Consider the following 16,693-nt stretch of genomic DNA (forward strand, 5'->3'; position numbering starts at 1 on the left):
GTCGCCGGTACCGGCGCCGAGTCCGGCACCGGTACCGGTGGGTCACCATTCCCCGCGAGACATCATCGGCTCGCGGTCACGGCGGCCTGGATCGTGTCGGCCACCACCGCGGGCTGCGAGACCAGCGACGCGTGGGAGGCGTCGATCTCGACGGTGGTGCCCGGCGCGGCGCGCTGGGCCATGAAGCGCTGCGAGGCGGCCGGAATCACCCGGTCGTCCCGCGAGAGCAGATACCAGCTCGGCGTGGTGGCCCACGACGGTGCGCCGCTCGGTTCGAGATTGGCCCACAGCGCCGCCGAGTTCTGATGATCGAACATGGTCGCCGCGGTGGCCGCGCTGACATCCTGGGCGAAGATCTCGTGGAAGTAGGGTTCGGCGATGTAGCCGTCCAATCCCCCGTCGACCGGCTTCAATTGCAGTGCGGGCGGCAGGATTCGGCTGCCGGGGAACTGGATCGGGCTCAGCAGCCCCTGCACGAACTCACCCTGGGCGGGCGCGAACGCCGCGATGTAGACGTTGGCCTTCACCTTGTCGTCGTGGGTGTTGGTGATGACCGCGCCGCCGTACGAATGTCCCACCAGCACAACGGGTCCGTCGATGGTGTCGAGCGTGCGCTGTACGGCCTGCGCGTCGTTGCTCGGTCCCCGGAGCGGATTGTCCACGGTGACAACGCGATACCCGCGCTCGCGCAGTTCCGCGACCACGCCGTCCCAGCTGGAGGCGTCGGCGAACGCGCCGTGCACCAGCACCACCGTGGGGTCCGCGGGCGCGGCGGAGGCGGGGGCGAGCGGCGCCAGGGCCAGTACCGCCGCGGTGAGCGCCGCCGCCAGCGGGCCGCGCCGGAACGATCTACCTGCCGTCGATGACATGTCCGATCAGCCTTTCGCCGAGTTCTTCAGGGACCAGTCCAGGGCGTAGTCCGCGATCTCCTCCCAGCCGTCCTGGCTGACCAGGCGATGGGTGCGGCCCGGGAATTCCACGCGCTCCACCAGAGCGGTGCCCTTGGCGTACTTGGCCAGGGTGGCCTTCTGAATGGCGGGCGGCGCGACATTGTCGATCTCACCGGAGATGAGCAGCAGCGGCGCGCGATCGGCTTTCTGGAAGTCGACGGCGGTGATGCCGCCGTTCTCCCGGGGCAGGGACAGCACCCCTTCGAAGAACACTCGGTTCGAGGAGTTCACCGCGCTGGCCTCCCACTCGCGGTCGGACTCCTCACGACTCAGGTCGTTGCCGAAGGTGTAGTGGAAGTGCGCCTTGGAGATCGGCTTGGCGCCGTTGCGCCCGAACGGATTCGACAGAATCGGCAGTCCGGTGCGCAGCGTCGAGTAGGGCAGGGTCAGGATGCCCGCGGGCTGGCCGGGGGCGACGCCGACCGCGGCGACGCCGTAGCCGCGATCGGCCAGCATCTGGGTGAAGATGCCGCCGAACGAATGCCCCATGATGATGGGCTTCTCGGGCAGCGCCTCGATGATCCGGGCGTAGGAGTCGACGATCTGCACGATGCCGACCCCCTTCAGCCCGCTGGGATCCTTGCGCACGTCGGCCGGGGAGCGGTCGTCGATGCCCGGCCAGCCCGGGGTGATGACCTGGTGGCCGCGCGCGCGGAAGCGTCCGGCCCAGGTGTCCCAGCTGGAGGGCGTCATCCAGAGGCCGTGAATGAGAACGATGGGCGGTGTGGCGGTGGGGGCCGGCTGATTCATTGTGGTGTCCTCCGTGATCACGAGCGGATGAAGGTGAGCAGGTCCTGGGACAGGCGCTGCTTCTCGGTGTCGGGCAGGGCGTGTCCGGCGCCGGCGTAGACGATCAGCTCGGCGCCGGCGACGAGCTTGGCCGAGCGTTGCCCGCCGACCTCGAACGGCACGATCTGATCGTCGTCGCCGTGGATGACCAGGGTCGGGACGTCGACGCGAGCCAGGTCGTCCCGGAAATCGGTGGCCGAGAACGCGGCGATGCATTCGTAGGCGTTGCGGTGCCCGGAAGCCAGGCCCTGCAACCAGAAGGAGTCCCGAACACCTTGCGGGACATCACCGTTCCGATTGTGGCCGAAGAACGGCCCGTCGGCGAGATCGCGATAGAGCTGCGATCGCGAGGCGCGCTCGCCCGCGCGGATGCCGTCGAACACCTCGATCGGCAGCCCCTCGGGGTTGTCCTCGGTCCGCAGCATGAACGGCGGCACCGCCGAGACGAGCACGAGCTTGGCCACCCGCGCCGACCCGTGCCTGCCCACGTACCGGGTGATCTCCCCGCCGCCGGTGGAATGCCCGACGAGCGTCACCCCGGTGAGGTCGAGGGTGTCGAGCAGGGTGGCGAGATCGTCCGCGTAGGTGTTCATCTCGTTGCCGGTCCAGGTCTGCGTCGACCTGCCGTGCCCCCGCCGGTCGTGCGCGATGACCCGGCACCCGTTCTCGGCGAGAAAGAGCGCCTGACTCTCCCACGCGTCGGAGTTCAACGGCCATCCGTGGCTGAGCAGGACCGGCTGCCCGTCCGCGGGCCCCCAGTCCTTGTAGAAGATCCGGGTCCCGTCCTCGGTGATCACATGGCTCATGACGAAGTCCTACTGTCCGGTCGGCGACGCGCTACCTCTCGAACATCCCCCACGAACGTCTCCGCCGGACCACGTGAACCGGATAGTCCTGTCCGGAATACGACGAAACCGGTCGGATCGTCAGCCTCGGTCGGATCGTCAGCCTCGGTCGGCGGGGCGGCCTACTTCCTCGATCGCGCCGCCCAGGCGCTCGAGCCAGAACTCCATTGTGGCCGTGAGGACCTCGACCGACTTCTCGATCTCCATGACGCCGGCGACGTGGCCGACCGCCAGGCCGACGCCGGTGCTCAGTACGCCGCGTACGGCGCTGTCCACCAGCGGGCCGGTGACCTCGGCGCCTTCGGGCAGGTGTTCCAGGAACAGGACCCGGCCGGACTCGACTATCCGTTCGACCGCCTCGATGGTGACCTCGCGCTGACCCGGATCGCGGATCACGCTGATCGCGTACTCCGCGGCCAGGATCATCGGGGCGCGATTGGCCGCCATCTCGGCGGACCACCACGAGCTGATGGCGTCGCGGCGCTGGTCGAGGCTGCCGTCACCGGCGGCGATCGCCTTGACCAGCCGAGACAGCGAGGAGTTGCCCCAGCCGCGCAGCACCTCGAGGCACAGCGCTTCCTTGCTCTCGAAATTGCTGTACACCGCGCCGATCGTGCGGCCGGCCTCGGCGGCGATCGCGGCGAGGGAGGTCGAGAAGTAGCCGTTGGCGTAGAACAGGACTTCGGCGGCCTCGATCAACTCATCGCGCGTGCGCGCCTGACTCTCGGCGCGGGTCAACACTTTACGAGCCGCCATCCGATCCTCCGATGTCGTCCGCCGACGGGCCGGCCAGCACATAGTTCGATATTTCGAGTACCGAGACTATCCGGTTCTGTGCAGATGCCCAAAGCGTTCCGCCACCGACGGCCGGTGAACCCTCAGGAGCGGGCGCGCGCGGCCAGCACCCGCCCGATCTCGGTGACCGGAGCGTCCCCATAGAGCCACTCGCGCGCGATGCTGTGCCAATTGCCCGTCGCCCCGAGCTGCCCCAGGATCCCGAAGGTCAGAAAGTCCGCGCGGCGGGAGAAGACGTGTTCGGGCGGCAGCATCTGATGCCGTACCGCACTGAATTCGGCGACCCGCGGATCGACCGCGGAAACCACCGCGGCGGTGGCGATTTCCGGTGTGATGGCGATCTCCTCGTCGGCCAGATTCCACGCCGACGCGGACCAGATGTATCCCAGGCATTCCTCGGGATCGACACCGGCGTCGGGATCCACGATGCCGCGGCGAACCAGTAGCGCGTAGAGATCATCCGCCCGCTGCTCGCACGCGAGCCGCCCGAGCTCGCGCTCGAATTCGACGTCGGCAGGACTCATCCGGTTGTACAGACCGAAGTCGATGAACCCCACCCGCCCGTCGGCGGCCAGCAGCACGTTGCCCGGATGCGGATCACCGCAGAACTCACCGCGTTCGTACAGCGATCCGACATAGAACCGGTAGATGAGCTCACCGATGTGATCGCGATCCGCGGCGGGCAGCGTCCGCATGTGGTCGAACGACTCGGACTCGAGGTATTCGGTCACCAGTACCCGGTCCGAGCAGAGCTCGGGCACACTGTCGGGCACCACGATGAACGGATGCCCGCGATAGTGCGCCGCCACCGCGTGCTGGGTGTGCGCCTCGCGCCGATAGTCCAGCTCCGATTCCAGGTTGCGGGCGACCTCGTCGATCAACTCGCCCCCGCTCAGCGCCGGCCACATCGACTTAGAGAGCTTGGCGAACAAGGCCAGATTGCGCAGGTCCGCCCGCACCGCCCGTTCGACCCCCGGATACTGCACCTTGACCACGACCGCACGGCCGTCGCGCAGCGTGGCCCGATACACCTGCCCGATCGACGCGGCGGCGATGGGCTTCTCGTCGAAGTCCCGGAAAACCGTTGCCAGCGGGCCGTATTCGTTCTCGATCACCGCGCGCATGGCCGGGAATTCGACGGCGGGCGCCGAATCGCGCAGCGCCGCGAGCTTGCCCCGGAAGCGTTCGCGGTGCGACTCCGGCACCAGGTCGAGATCAATCATCGAGAACATCTGCCCGATCTTCATGGCCGCGCCCTTCATACTGCCCAGGACATCCACCACCTGTTCGGCCGCCTCGATGGTCGATCGCTGCGCCAGCATCTCGCGCGCCCGGTCGGAGCGGCCGATCATGCTCAGCTTGACGGTCGCCCCGCGGGCGGCCTGCCCGGCGGCCAGCATTCCGAGCTTGCGCCCGCGCGCGATCCGGCCCGTGGGAACCCGCTCGCCCATGCGGACCCCTCCCCTCGCAAAGTACACATTGTGTTACTATTTACATAGTCATACTATCCAAGGGATGGTGATCGTCAATCCCGCGATGGGGCGAACCACGGGCAGCGAGAGGTCGACCGCCGATGGCGACGCGTAAAGTCCTCACCCGAGCCGAAAGCCAGGCTCACACTCGCGAAACGCTCCTGGACGCGGCCGAACGACTCTTCTTCGCCGACGGCTATCACGCCACCTCCATCGCGGCCATCGCTGCCGAGGCCGGTCGCACCATCGGCGCGCTGTACAGCAACTTCGACAACAAGGAAGCCCTCTGCGCCGAGGTCATCCAGCGCGGCCTGGGCCGCGAACTGGCGAAGCTGATGCCGTTGCTGATCGCGGCGCCCGAGGACATGGAGGCCCGTCTCGAGGTGCTCGCGCGCTGGTGGACCCGCTCGTCCACCGACACCTCGCTGCTGATCCTCGGCGCCGAGTACCTGATCATCATCATGCGCAGCGCCGCACAGCGGGAGAACACCGCCGAGATGATCAGGCGCGTCGTCGAATCCGGCCGAGTACTGCTGGAAGACTTTCTGCCGGAGGGCATTCCATCGGATGACCCGATGACCGAGGACGCGGTCCGCGCGATCTTCGCCACCGGCGCGGGACTGATTCTCGGCTCGGCGGGCGAGTCGATCACCGCGGACGAGTCCGCCCGGCTGCTGGCCGAGACGATCCGGCTGTGGGTGCGGCGGATCCTCGAACACGCCGCCACCGTGAGCATCGCCGGCGAAGCTCGCTGACCCCGCGCTGCCGCCCGGCGGTGACAACCACCGGGCGGCAGCGGTCTCACACCGCGTTCGGCACCGGTTTCGCGCCATCGCTCGGGGCGCGCTCACCGGTCGATTCCGCTGTCTCGTAACGGTAATCGTCCAGCGGGAACTCGCGCGTGCGCCGCCGGGCGGCGAAGAAACTCTCCGGCCGGATGTAGGTACTGTCCCCCTGCGAGTTGCGGTAGTACGTCGGCACGTGCCCGTTCAGTTCGCACAGGTAGTAGCGCACGCCCTCGGCCCGCGCGTGCACCTCGCGGTGATATCGCTCGGCGGCGTCCGCGCGCACCTCGCAGACGTCGGCACCGCGCCGCCGGGTCTCGGCTATCGCCCGGATCGCGTGATCTGCGGTCGTCTCCACGAAGGCGTGCCAACTGGTCCCGCTCCAGGAGTAGGGACCGACCAGCGTCCAGCGATTCGGCAGGCCCGGCACCGAGACGCTCTGGTACGCCTGCAGGCCCTCGGCGCGGTAGAACTTCGCCAGGTCGAAGCCGTCCCGGCCGACAACCGTTCCGGGAAGGTAGGTTTCGGGGTCGGAGAACACCTCGTATCCGGTGGCCAGGACGAGCACGTCCAGTTCGCGCAGCACCCCGTCGCGGGTCCGGACGCCGCCGGGGGTGATCTCCGCGATCGGATCGGTCACCAGCGCGACATTGTCCCTGTTGTAGGCCGTGAGGTAGCCGGTCGACATCGTCGGGCGCTTGGCCAGGACCCCGAAGTCCGGGCTCAGTTTCGCGGCGGTCTCCGGATCCTTCACCACGAACCGGACGTACCGGCGATAGCCCGCGATCATCCAGGCATCGAACCGATTCGCGGCCGGGCGGAACACACCGATCGGTGAGTTCGAGACCAGGCGGAGTATGAGATCCACGGCCACGAAGGCGATTCCGTTGATGGCCGCGGACACCCCGGGCACCGCGAGCGCCTTCTTCATGATCGCCGGGACGACGAAGTCGGGCTTGGGCACCGACCACACCGGGGTGCGCTGGAAGACGGTGAGGTGCTCGACCTCGGGCGCGATAGCCGGAATGATCTGCACCGCACTGGCTCCGGTGCCGATGATCCCGACTCGCTGCCCGCGCATTTCGAAGTCGCCGTCCCAGGATGTGGGGTGCTGAACCTTGCCCGCGAAGGTGTCCGCGCCGGGAATGCCGACGTCACCCTTGGGCCGGACGAACGCGCCGATCGCGCTGATCACGAACCGCGCCGTGACCACCGAACCGTCCTCGAGGTGCAGGGTCCAGCATCGCGCCCGCTCGTCCCAGACCTCGCGTTCGACGTTGGCGTTGAATCGAATTCGCTCGTAGAGGCCGAAGCGGCGCGCCACGTCGGCGTGATACCGCTGCACCTCGGGCCCGTGGGCGAAGAACCGGGTCCAGTCGGGCTTGCGGGCGAACGAGTACTGGTAGGTGGTCGAGGGCACGTCCACGGCGATGCCGGGGTAACTGTTCTCGTGCCAACTGCCGCCGACGTCCTCGGCGCGTTCGAGCATGACGAAGTCGTCGATACCGCTCATCCGGAGCTTGGCGCCCGCGGCGATGCCGCCCGGACCCGCCCCGATCACGGCGACCTCGTACCGCGGGCGGATCGTCTGCTCATCCACGGCCGACCACCTCCGAAACAGTCTCGTGTCCAATGGATTCCGCGAACCTCTCCGCGCCGGCGATCAGCGCGTCGGCGCGGTCCCGGGCCCAGTCCACGAACTCCCAGGCGACGGTGCCCGCCACCCACAGCACCGGGCACAGCACGCCGGCGAAAGCCCCGATCATGCCGTTCTCGCCGTTGAGCGGGCCGGACAGCGTGAAAACGCCGGTGATCGTGCAGATGTCGACCACGATCACCGCGACGCACAGGTGGTTGAACCAGCGTGGGAACAGACCGGTGCGCCGCGAGATCAGCAGTGCCGCAAGGGCGAAGGGCACCCACACCGGCCCGAGCAGCGCCGCGGAGACCAGCGCGACGATGTGCAGGGCGTGGATGATCGAATCCGGGGAGTTTCCCGACAGCAGCACCGTCGCCGCGAAGATTCCGGATTCGGCGAAGAACAGGCCGAGCACCAGGATCTCGCTGAAGATCGCCGACCAGGTGTAGACCCGGTTGCGGCTGGTGTCCGCGGCCCACAGGGTCCCGATGAACGCCGCCGACCAGACGCCGCCGAGCACGAACATCAGCGCCAGACCGGCCGAGACCACCCGCAGCAGGGTGTTGTATTTCTCGTAGAACTCCACGGTCCCGGCGATATCCGAGCCCTCGGGCAGGACGTAGACGAGCAGCAGCACGGTGACCACGAGGATCGCCGCGCTCACGGCGATGACCGACGCGTACCAGAGCTTGATGGCCGTCGGTTTGATCATCGTCAGGGCGAGCCGGTCGAGCGCGGCCCGGGCGAGCGTGGACTCCCCCGCGTGCCGACCGGAATCCGGGTGCCGAGTAGAGCTTTGCGCCATTGCAGAACCTCCTGTTTTCGGGGCGCTGGGAGCGCTTCCCGAAGCGTTCAGATAGCCACAATATCCAGATATCTACGACACGGCAAGGAACAGCGCGCTCCCAGCCGGACGCTGGTAGCCCGTACGCGAGCTGAGCCGAACCCCGTTGGGATCGACTACAAGTCCCAGTTCAGAGACGATCCAGATCCATGGAGATTTGCTAGAAATCCAGATTGCATCACTATTCCAATAGGTTTACTATCCGTTTCAGGGTGATGCGCATCAACCGAACCGCCGGGCTCGCGACGCCGCGAATTCTTCGGCCGCGAGCGGGATCAAGGACGATCGACAGGAGTCGGAACATGGGTTCGAACACCAGGAAGCGCGTGCCCGCCGGGCCACTGCCCGAACTGGAAGCCGTGGTGGTCGGCGCGGGCGTCGGCGGTATCGCGGCGGGGTGCCAGCTGCGTCGCGCGGGCATCGACGACTTCGTGATCCTGGACCGGCGCGCGGATTTCAGCGGCACCTGGATCGCCAACACGTACCCGGGCGTCGCGCTCGATGTGCCCTCGACCTCGTACGAATTCACCTTCGCCCCGAACCGGTGGTCGCGGGTGTTCGCGCCCGGCGCCGAGGTGCGCGAGTACTGCCGGCGGGTGGCCCGCGAGCACAGGCTGTACGAGCGCGCCCGCTTCGGGGTCTCGGTGGAGCGTGAGGTGTGGGACGACGACAATGGTTTCTGGACACTGCATTTGGACGACGGGACCACGCTCACCGCGCGGTACGTGCTCAACGCGACCGGTTTCTTCCTGGAACCGCGCTCGAACTCCGGCATCCCGGATGTGGAGCGATACCGGGGCAAGCTGATGCTCTCGGCCGGATGGGACCACTCCTACGACTACGCCGGCAAGCGGGTCGCGGTGATCGGCACCGGCGCGAGTTCTATGCAGATCGTGCCGTCACTCGCACCGGATGTGGCCCAGCTCGACGTCTACCAGCGCACCGCGACGTGGTGTTTTCCCAAGCCGGACTTCGCATTCGGCCGGATCGGGCGCGCGCTCATGCGCTCCCAGCGCTTCCATACCGCGGCGTACATGGCCAATTGGTATGCGTACCAGGCGATTGTCGTGGCGGCCGAACGACTGCCCAAGCGCGCCGCGCTGGCGTTGGTCACCGCGGCCGAGGCTGCGCTGCGCGCGGCCTACCGGGTGTATCTGCGCTTCCAGGTGAAGGATGCGCGGGCCCGCGCGGCGCTCGTCCCCCGCCACGGCATCATGGCGAACATGCCCACGTTCGGGCGCGGATTCCTGCAGACGTTCAGCCGGGCGAACGGGCAGCTGCTGACCACACCGATCGAGCGGTTCACCGAACACGGCATCCGCACCGCCGACGGCGTCGAGCGCCAGTACGACATGATCGTGCTGGCCACCGGATTCCAGGTCGCGTCGGATCCGGAGTCGTTCCCGATCGGCGCGGTCACCGGCCGCGACGGGCTCGATCTCGGCGAGTTCTACCGCGCGAACGGGATGCAGGCGTACGCCGGTGTCACCATGCCGCGCCTGCCCAATCGCTGGTTCCTGTACGGGCCGTACGGCTGGAGCGGGGTGACCTGGATGAGCATGATGGAAAGCTCCGGGCTGCACGTCGCCCGGGTCATCACCGAGGCGCGGGCGCGCGGAGCGCAGGTCGCCGAGGTGACTCCGGCCGCGCACGACGCCTGGCACCGGGCCATGATCACCAGTCCGTTCACCGTCGTCGCCCAGGAGTATCTGGTGGAGCGGCAGGTCAAGCGGCACAACGTGCGCAGCTACTTCTCCAACGCCCGGGGCGAGACGCCGATTCTGCGGCCGTCGCAGGGATTCCGGAACTCGCTGTGGGATCACAGCGAAACCTTCGATCCCGCAGTGGATTACACGTTCCGGACGGTGGCGGGAGCTCAGCCGGCGAACACCTCGGAGCCTGCCGGCGCGACCACGTCCGAGCCCGCGCCGGCCGCCACGTAGCACCGTCGTCGCGCGCTCCGGCCTCATCGCGCGATAGGCGTTCACAGACAAGCGAATTGGAACTGATCATGAGAATTCCGTTCAACGGCCCCGTTGCGAACAAACGAGGGCGCGTCGTCATCATCACCGGTGCGGGCAGCGGGATCGGCCGCGCGATCGCGCTGCGCCAGGCGGCCGCCGGCGATGTCGTCATCGCGACCGACATCGACCTCGCCGCGGCAGAGCAGACGGTGAAGCTGGCCGAGGGCAGCTGCCACGCCTACGCGCTCGATGTGCGCGACCCCGAGCAATGGGAGTCGGTGACCGCCGAGGTGATCACCCGCTTCGGGGTGCCCGACATCCTCGTCAACAATGCCGGGATCGCGGTGGGCGGCGCGTTCTTCGACCAGACCCCGCAGGATTGGGAGAAGGTCATGGCGATCAACGTGCACGGGATCGTGCACGGCAGCCGGGTCGTCGGGTCGACAATGGTGGGCAGCGGTCGGCCAGGTCACATCGTCGTCATCGCGTCGGGCGCGGCGTGGACGCCGAACCGCGTGGCCCCGTCCTACTCGGCGTCCAAGGCGGCCGCGCTCATGGTGGCCGAGTCCCTGCGAACCGACTTGGCGCCCAGGAACATCGGCGTCAGCGCGATATGCCCCGGCGTGACCCGCACACAGCTGGCAGCCAACGCCACCCTGGTAGGCGGCCGGGATACCGAGGCGATCGAGGAGTTCCGCACCCACTTCGCCGACGCCCAGTCCCGCTACAGCTTCGCGACCCCCGACATGGTGGCCCGCGCCGTACAACGCGCGGTCCGCTACAACCTCGCCGTGGTCCCGGTGAATTTCGATGCGACCGCCGCCTGGCTGCTCCACCGCCTCTCCCCCGGCCTCCTGCGCGCGATCTGCTCGATTCCGACGATGGACCTGGCCCAGAGCGGCGCGAGCCTGGCCTTCAGGCGCCTGCCCGCCAGGCTCGCGTTCCACCGCGACTGACTGCCGCACGGACGTTACGACGCCCGAGGCCGAGCCCCGATACTGTTCGGGCCGTATGGCTTCGGGCGTTCCGCTCCGTGCGGGTCCGCTCGCGATGTCGCGAAGTAACGCGTCGTACGTCCGGAGGAAAGCCGTCGCGCACCACGATCAACGCATGCCGCCGCACTCCGCGCCGGTCGTAGCGGCCACTGCGTCGGGTGGCCACGCTCGTCCGGCTTCAGCAGAAGGTCCTCAACCGCAGAGGCGCGGGAGACTCTACTTATCGTGCACTATCGGCTCATCCGTGGCGGTTTCCGCCAAATCTACTGTGATAGTGCACGATAATTCGTCGTCCACGCCTTGTCAGTTCGCCCGGCTAGCCTTGCGTCGTGGGCCATATCTTGCACGTTTACCTTGTCGACGAAGCGGAGCTGAAAGCCGTCATCGGGTCCAAGGATGAAGCCTTCCTGAATCGACTCCTGGCCAAGAACTCCAGGGAACTGGCAGTGACCTTCGATCTGGATGATCAGGAGGCACACATCGGAAACGTCCGTACAGCGTTGCGAACGATCTTCGCGGGCGGGCCGTTCGAAGAGGAACACGCTGAGGAATACACCGAGGCACTGGAGTTGATCTGCGCAGATCTCGGCCCGTATATCGACGATCTCTTGTTCCACTGGGACGGAGATATGATTGATCTCCTCTACGACCGCCCGTTCGAGGATCTGCTGCCACGGCCCGAATGGAACGGCTGCAGTAGCCAGGACAAGAAATACAACATCGAAACCATAGACGAGTGGATAGCCGAGCAAGAGGCGGAAATCGACTGGGCCGAGGTCGATCAGCAGATCCGATGGATGTATGAATCCAAGTGTGCCAATAGGGATCTCATCTACTTCTGGGGCGGCTGAGGCGCACGTGTAGCACTGTGCTCAACTGCCCGAGTTCAGCCGGGCAGCCGAGTCCGACGCGGACTGTCACCCGAACCCAGTTCACCGGGGTGCCGGTCGAGAGCCCGAGGTATCAGCTGCTGTGCCGATTCGGTGGATGCTTGGCGGGTGCGCACGACATCGCCAACATGGTGGGAATGGTGCTGAACCATCGTTGGTAGTCGGTCCATTCGGCTTCCGGAATGTCGTTGTGCGGCAAAGAAGGTGGTTCGTGTATGCCGGTGACGACGAGGCCGTGGGCTGTCAACTGTTCGACGTACCACGACAGCGGCCGATGGTAGTGGCGGTGTCCGCCGAAGGAGTCCACCCACCGGGTTTTGGGTTCCAGATATCCGGTCACCTTGCGGTAGCGGTTTCCGTCGGGGTCGTCGACGATGGCGTGGCTGAAAAAGGCCGGGTGCAGAATCGAGAAGACGAACACGCCAGAATCCTTAAGTGCGGCAGCGACATCGGCAATCAGTCGATCGAGCACGGGGATGTCCATCAAGACCATGTGCGCGACGACTCGGTCATACCGACGGGCCGCCTCGGGAAGGCCGCGGGCGAGATCGTGCTGACGGAAGTCGATCTCGGGATAGTCCGATCGGGCGGCGGCCAACAGCGCCCCGCTGCCGTCGACACCGGTGACGCGCGCCCCTGCCAGACGCATTCGCTCGGCCAGCCATCCGTGGCCGCCCCCCAGGTCCAGAACATCGAGGTCGTCCACAGCACCCAGGCGAGACCACAGGAACGTGTCGATCCGCCGATAGAAGCTGTCGTCCGATCCCAGAACTGTCGCGGCGTACTTGTCGGCGGCCGCGTCCCACAACCGCAGGTCTTCGGAACTGTTCGTCACCGCCAAAGCCTGTCTCGCCCCGGCGGGACGATCAACCCCTTTTGCCACAGGACTGCGCGGACGCGGACGACCATTTGTGTGCTACAGAACAATTGATGACTTCGTGAGCAAACCGACCCCTTCGGTGACAGCGAAGGGCCATCGCTGACATCTCATCTGCCGCGCACCGCGCTGAGCGGACCCACCAGCGCGAGTACCGGAAGATCGAAAGGCCGCACCGGACCGCACCGACCGCTTAGCCGAGCTTCAGCGGCGGGGATCTCGGGCGCTCACATCGACCCGGTGCGGAGGTAATCGGAGCTGCCGAACGACACGCAGGGGTCCTCCTCCGGCTGCGGATCGGGGGTGCTGTCGGCGGGGGCGGCCTCGATCGTCACCACCAGTTCCTTGGTGATGAATCCCGACTGGGCTCGCAGGGTGTGGGTGCCGGGGGTGGTGGGGACCCAGGCCATCCGGGTGAAACGGGGGAACTGGTCGCCAGTTGGGACGACGTAGGTGCTGCCGACACAGCGGCCGTTGTCGTAGAAGTTCACCGTCGGGGTCTCGTAAATATAGGTCGTGCCGATCGGGGCGTTCAGGTTGTACGTCTTGCCTACGTAGTAGGTCGTGTGCTGACCGCTGATGGTGAAAGTCGCCTCGGCGGACGCGGTCGGCGCGGCGGCGAACGCCAGCGCCGTCGCCAGCAAGGAAACCTTTGTAGCCCAGCCGAATCGGCGGCCGGCGGTGGCGGTGGTGATCATCGAGTCCTCTTCCTACGGGAGCGGTCGATGAAAGGTAGCGACCCGCAGGAGTGAAATACTTAGACTTCAGAAATTCGCTGTGCCCCGAATTATGGGGTCGGATCAGCCGGGAAAACCTTCCAGGTGATGGTGATATCGGCTGTCGGGACGGCTCTTTCGATCGACGCACGCAGCGACCCGTCGAAAGCCTGCCGCCACTGCTCGAAGTCGGGGACAGGAAGGGGAGACTCGCTGCGGCCGTATACCGTCCACATATGGTCCGCCATGGCGACGCCCAGGCGGACGTGAGTGCTCAGATCCTGGTCTTCGAGCAGTCGGGTTACCGCCTCATAGACTCCCTCCCCTTCGTTGTCACCGATCATTCCGTAGATATCGAACGTCCAACGCAGGTCACCAGACATGCGGTACAGCCTAAGACGGGCAACCGACATTCACTGTCGGACAAGCAATCTCGAGCAGCCGGGATGATGAACATCACCGGCGCCGGTCGGGGTGCCCCAGATCGCTGAAAGCGGCTCAGCGCGGACCGCCTGCCGTTGGTCGACACCGCGGCGCTCGCCCACGCGTCGGCGTCAGTCGGTGAGCTCCACCACCGCTCGGGGCTGCCAGGGAAGCGGGCCGCTCGGGAAGCTGAAGCGGACCATGCGGTGGGGCGCGGCGGCTTCGAAGTGGGCGACGAAGGGGGGCAGGAAGCCGGAGACCACCTTGTCCAGGAGGGCGTTCATGTGACTGAAGCTGGGGCGCATGCGGACCTGCCACGCATCGACAGTGCCGGCGGGGACATCGACTCGGGTGCGCTTCTCCACCTTGACCTCCAGCGGCCAGTGGATCGAGAACGCCAGCCACAGATCGATTTTGGATTTCGCACCGGGGCGGAAGTCCAGGCCGCGCAGCAGGGTCAGGCCGCCGAGCAGGGGCATCACGCCGCGTGGAAACGGGGACAGTTTGCCGCCGAACTGCACATGCTGCGTGTCGATGAAGTAGCCCTCCTCGCGGGAGACCATGCGGCCCTCGAAATACGAAGCGGCCTGGTAACTCTCGGCACTCAGGCGACCTTCGGTGCGGCGAATGCGCTGTTCGACCTTCACGCTGTACGCGTCCTCGGAACCCGCCTCCAGGTACGAAATGTAGGCGTCGCCGTCCTGCTCGATCAGGCCGACGATCCGGGCGCCTTCGGAATCGTCACCGAGTGCGATCCGGTAGAGCGACTTCTCACCGTCGGCGATGGCGGGATCACGGAAGGGGCTGTTCATGGCATTCCTTGTCGTCGAGACCGGTGCGGCCTGCGTGCACTATTCACATACTATCGCTATGCGAATAGCGACACAATTTCCAGACCGCTGCTATCCGAGAACGCGCCGGTCACGAGTCGTATTCGCGGCCGCTACTTGACAGCAATCGGGCAGTCAATAGTATGGCTATCCAGATAGCAAGTGAATTTCATGGTCGCTTCCCCGTCCGGCGGTGGCGACGGCGCCTGTCGGCAACGGGCGCGCGGGACGTCCGCGGTCATCGCATCGGCGCCGCCCCCGAGAACAGTGATCCCTCGCAGGATCCATTCGACGACAAAGTCATTCGCCCTTCGAGGGAGTGATTCCATGCTGGCAGTCGGTTTCGAACGCTTCGGCGGGCCGGAAGTGATGACCCTGCTGACCCTGCCCGAGCCGCACGCGGGACCGGGGCAGGTCCGGATCAAGGTCGAGGCGGCCGACATCAACCTCGCCGATGCCGTCGCGCGCTCGGGAGCGATCGCGCAGCATCTGCCGCAGTGGTATCCGGTGCACGCCGGGCCCTACGTCGTGGGCTGGGACGCCGCGGGAGTGATCGACGAGGTGGGTGCGGGCGTCGAGGGCAGGCTGCTGTGCGGCGACGCGGTGATCGCGCTCGTGCACCCTCGATTGGCCTGCGGCGCACAGGCGGAGTACGTCATCGCCGACGCGGCGTCGGTCGTGCGCGCCCCGCGCGGCAAGACGCCGGTCGAGGCGGCGACGCTGCTGATGAACGCGCTCACCGCGCGCACGGCACTGGATTCACTGCTGGTCGGCGAGGGGTCGACCATCGCGGTGACCGGCGCCGCGGGCGCGGTGGGCGGCTTCGCCGTCGAGCTCGCGAAGGCGGCGGGGATGCGGGTGATCGCGGACGCGACGCCGGACGATCGTGATCTGGTGGCCCGGCTCGGGGCGGACATGATCGTCGACCGCGGGCCGGGGCTCGCGCGCGCCATCCTCGCCGCGTGCGGGCCGGTGGACGGCATCATCGACACGGCCATGCTCGACGACGCGATAGCCGGCGCGGTCGTGCCGGGCGGGGCCGTCTACTCCGCGCGCGGGCGCACCGGCAACGGCGACGGTATCCGCCGGACCTATCGGCCGGTCTACGAGTTGCTCAGCGCGACAGCGACTCTGGAGCAGCTGCGGGATGCCGCCGAGCGCGACGAACTCACCCTGCGGGTGGCGGGCACCTGCCTGCCGTGGCAGGCGACCGACGCCCACCGGCGGATCGAGGCCGGCGGCACACGCGGCCGGTTGGTCTTCATCTTCTGATCCGCGGCGCGGTTCCATCGCGGCGCGACGGGAGGACAGCACATGGCAATTCACTGCGTCACCCACCTCGCGCTGTGTCAGCGACCATTTGAGGCTTTGCTGCCCTCGGCCACCGGCGAACGGGAGCCGTGCACGCCGCGCGGATCGCCGACGTCCGACCGTGCAACGACAACGCGCCCGGCCCCGCCGTGAAGCGGGCGGTCCGGGCGCGGCATCGCGCAGATCAGCTGCGTCGGTAGATCTTCGAGGCCGATCGGTCGGCTACGAGTCGAAGTCGATGTCGGAGAGCCGGTAGTACGCGGTGGGCCTCTCGTCCACCTCGTGACGAGCGCCCTGGCTCGCCTCGGTCTCGTTCTTCGTCGGCTCGTTGGTGGCCGGATCAGACATCACACACACCTCTTATTGCTCCGTGTAGCCCGGGAAAAGCATCTGCCGAGTAGGTTAGCGAGCCTCGGTCCCCGATCGGTAGAAATTCGCGGTCCCGGCTTGCGAAGATGCCCCGAGCAGGGCGTATCCGATCCACGTTTCGCGGTAGCCGGTAGCGTGCTGGCCAACGCCCGCCGCGCCGGCCCCTCAGCGCTCCCAGATACCGCTCGCGTGACAGTCG

General features: G+C 67.1%; 17 protein-coding genes. 5 read left to right on the forward strand and 12 right to left on the reverse strand.

What is annotated here, in order from left to right; genetic code table 11:
- Positions 1-62: 62 nt before the first annotated feature.
- The 5 genes from ACWDOP_RS14255 to ACWDOP_RS14275 all read right to left on the reverse strand — a co-directional run bounded on the left by ACWDOP_RS14255 (position 63) and on the right by ACWDOP_RS14275 (position 4,830).
- On the reverse strand, positions 63-869 hold the full coding sequence (locus ACWDOP_RS14255) for an alpha/beta fold hydrolase (protein WP_456345414.1): 807 nt from the start codon (positions 867-869) through the stop codon (positions 63-65).
- 6 nt (positions 870-875) lie between these two features.
- Positions 876-1,700, reverse strand: a complete 825-nt coding sequence (locus ACWDOP_RS14260) for an alpha/beta hydrolase (protein WP_456345415.1) — start codon at positions 1,698-1,700, stop codon at positions 876-878.
- Between the two features lie 17 nt (positions 1,701-1,717).
- On the reverse strand, positions 1,718-2,545 hold the full coding sequence (locus ACWDOP_RS14265; protein WP_454200223.1) for an alpha/beta fold hydrolase: 828 nt from the start codon (positions 2,543-2,545) through the stop codon (positions 1,718-1,720).
- Positions 2,546-2,683: 138 nt separating this feature from the next.
- Positions 2,684-3,340, reverse strand: a complete 657-nt coding sequence (locus ACWDOP_RS14270) for a TetR/AcrR family transcriptional regulator (protein WP_456345416.1) — start codon at positions 3,338-3,340, stop codon at positions 2,684-2,686.
- Between the two features lie 122 nt (positions 3,341-3,462).
- Complete coding sequence (locus ACWDOP_RS14275; protein ID WP_456345417.1) at positions 3,463-4,830, reverse strand: ABC1 kinase family protein; 1,368 nt, start codon at positions 4,828-4,830, stop codon at positions 3,463-3,465.
- Between the two features lie 122 nt (positions 4,831-4,952).
- On the opposite strand from ACWDOP_RS14275, the gene ACWDOP_RS14280 reads away from it, so the two are divergent.
- Positions 4,953-5,606, forward strand: coding sequence for a TetR/AcrR family transcriptional regulator (locus ACWDOP_RS14280; RefSeq protein WP_456345418.1), 654 nt, complete (start codon positions 4,953-4,955; stop codon positions 5,604-5,606).
- Between the two features lie 46 nt (positions 5,607-5,652).
- Here the strand turns inward: ACWDOP_RS14280 and ACWDOP_RS14285 are convergent, their stop codons facing one another.
- Together ACWDOP_RS14285 and ACWDOP_RS14290 are read right to left on the reverse strand one after the other, a co-directional pair.
- The gene (locus ACWDOP_RS14285) at positions 5,653-7,236 is read right to left on the reverse strand and encodes a flavin-containing monooxygenase (RefSeq protein WP_456345419.1); all 1,584 of its coding nucleotides are present in this window, start codon (positions 7,234-7,236) and stop codon (positions 5,653-5,655) included.
- Positions 7,229-8,080, reverse strand: coding sequence for a hypothetical protein (locus tag ACWDOP_RS14290; RefSeq protein WP_456345420.1), 852 nt, complete (start codon positions 8,078-8,080; stop codon positions 7,229-7,231). Before ACWDOP_RS14290 ends, ACWDOP_RS14285 begins: the two co-directional genes overlap by 8 nt.
- A 341-nt stretch (positions 8,081-8,421) precedes the next feature.
- Between ACWDOP_RS14290 and ACWDOP_RS14295 the strand changes: the two genes are divergently transcribed.
- The 3 genes from ACWDOP_RS14295 (at position 8,422) to ACWDOP_RS14305 (ending at position 11,929) form a co-directional block, all read left to right on the forward strand.
- Positions 8,422-10,062 (forward strand): flavin-containing monooxygenase, encoded by a 1,641-nt coding sequence (locus ACWDOP_RS14295; RefSeq protein WP_456345421.1) that lies wholly within the window; start codon positions 8,422-8,424, stop codon positions 10,060-10,062.
- 68 nt (positions 10,063-10,130) lie between these two features.
- Positions 10,131-11,039 (forward strand): SDR family NAD(P)-dependent oxidoreductase, encoded by a 909-nt coding sequence (locus ACWDOP_RS14300; RefSeq protein WP_456345422.1) that lies wholly within the window; start codon positions 10,131-10,133, stop codon positions 11,037-11,039.
- A 368-nt stretch (positions 11,040-11,407) separates the two neighbouring features.
- Positions 11,408-11,929: a DUF7691 family protein gene (locus ACWDOP_RS14305; protein WP_456345423.1), complete on the forward strand. Its 522-nt coding sequence runs from the start codon at positions 11,408-11,410 to the stop codon at positions 11,927-11,929.
- 112 nt (positions 11,930-12,041) lie between these two features.
- On the opposite strand, the gene ACWDOP_RS14310 is transcribed toward ACWDOP_RS14305, so the two are convergent.
- The 4 genes from ACWDOP_RS14310 to ACWDOP_RS14325 all read right to left on the reverse strand — a co-directional run bounded on the left by ACWDOP_RS14310 (position 12,042) and on the right by ACWDOP_RS14325 (position 14,796).
- The gene (locus tag ACWDOP_RS14310; protein ID WP_456345424.1) at positions 12,042-12,803 is read right to left on the reverse strand and encodes a class I SAM-dependent DNA methyltransferase; all 762 of its coding nucleotides are present in this window, start codon (positions 12,801-12,803) and stop codon (positions 12,042-12,044) included.
- Positions 12,804-13,072: 269 nt separating this feature from the next.
- A complete protein-coding gene (locus ACWDOP_RS14315; protein WP_456345425.1) occupies positions 13,073-13,543 on the reverse strand; it encodes a hypothetical protein in 471 nt (156 codons plus the stop codon).
- Between the two features lie 89 nt (positions 13,544-13,632).
- Positions 13,633-13,944 carry a hypothetical protein gene (locus ACWDOP_RS14320; RefSeq protein ID WP_456345426.1) on the reverse strand — a complete coding sequence of 104 codons (312 nt, stop codon included), beginning with the start codon at positions 13,942-13,944 and terminating at the stop codon, positions 13,633-13,635.
- Positions 13,945-14,115: 171 nt separating this feature from the next.
- Entirely contained in the window at positions 14,116-14,796 is a 681-nt protein-coding gene (locus tag ACWDOP_RS14325) for a hypothetical protein (protein WP_456345427.1), read from the reverse strand.
- A 345-nt stretch (positions 14,797-15,141) separates the two neighbouring features.
- Here ACWDOP_RS14325 and ACWDOP_RS14330 point away from each other — a divergent pair, with 345 nt between their 5' ends.
- Positions 15,142-16,086: an NADP-dependent oxidoreductase gene (locus tag ACWDOP_RS14330; protein WP_456345428.1), complete on the forward strand. Its 945-nt coding sequence runs from the start codon at positions 15,142-15,144 to the stop codon at positions 16,084-16,086.
- A 261-nt stretch (positions 16,087-16,347) separates the two neighbouring features.
- Here ACWDOP_RS14330 and ACWDOP_RS14335 read toward each other — a convergent pair whose 3' ends face one another.
- Positions 16,348-16,473: a hypothetical protein gene (locus tag ACWDOP_RS14335; RefSeq protein ID WP_454200207.1), complete on the reverse strand. Its 126-nt coding sequence runs from the start codon at positions 16,471-16,473 to the stop codon at positions 16,348-16,350.
- Positions 16,474-16,693: the final 220 nt, after the last annotated feature.

Source organism: Nocardia sp. NPDC003693 (assembly GCF_053981095.1).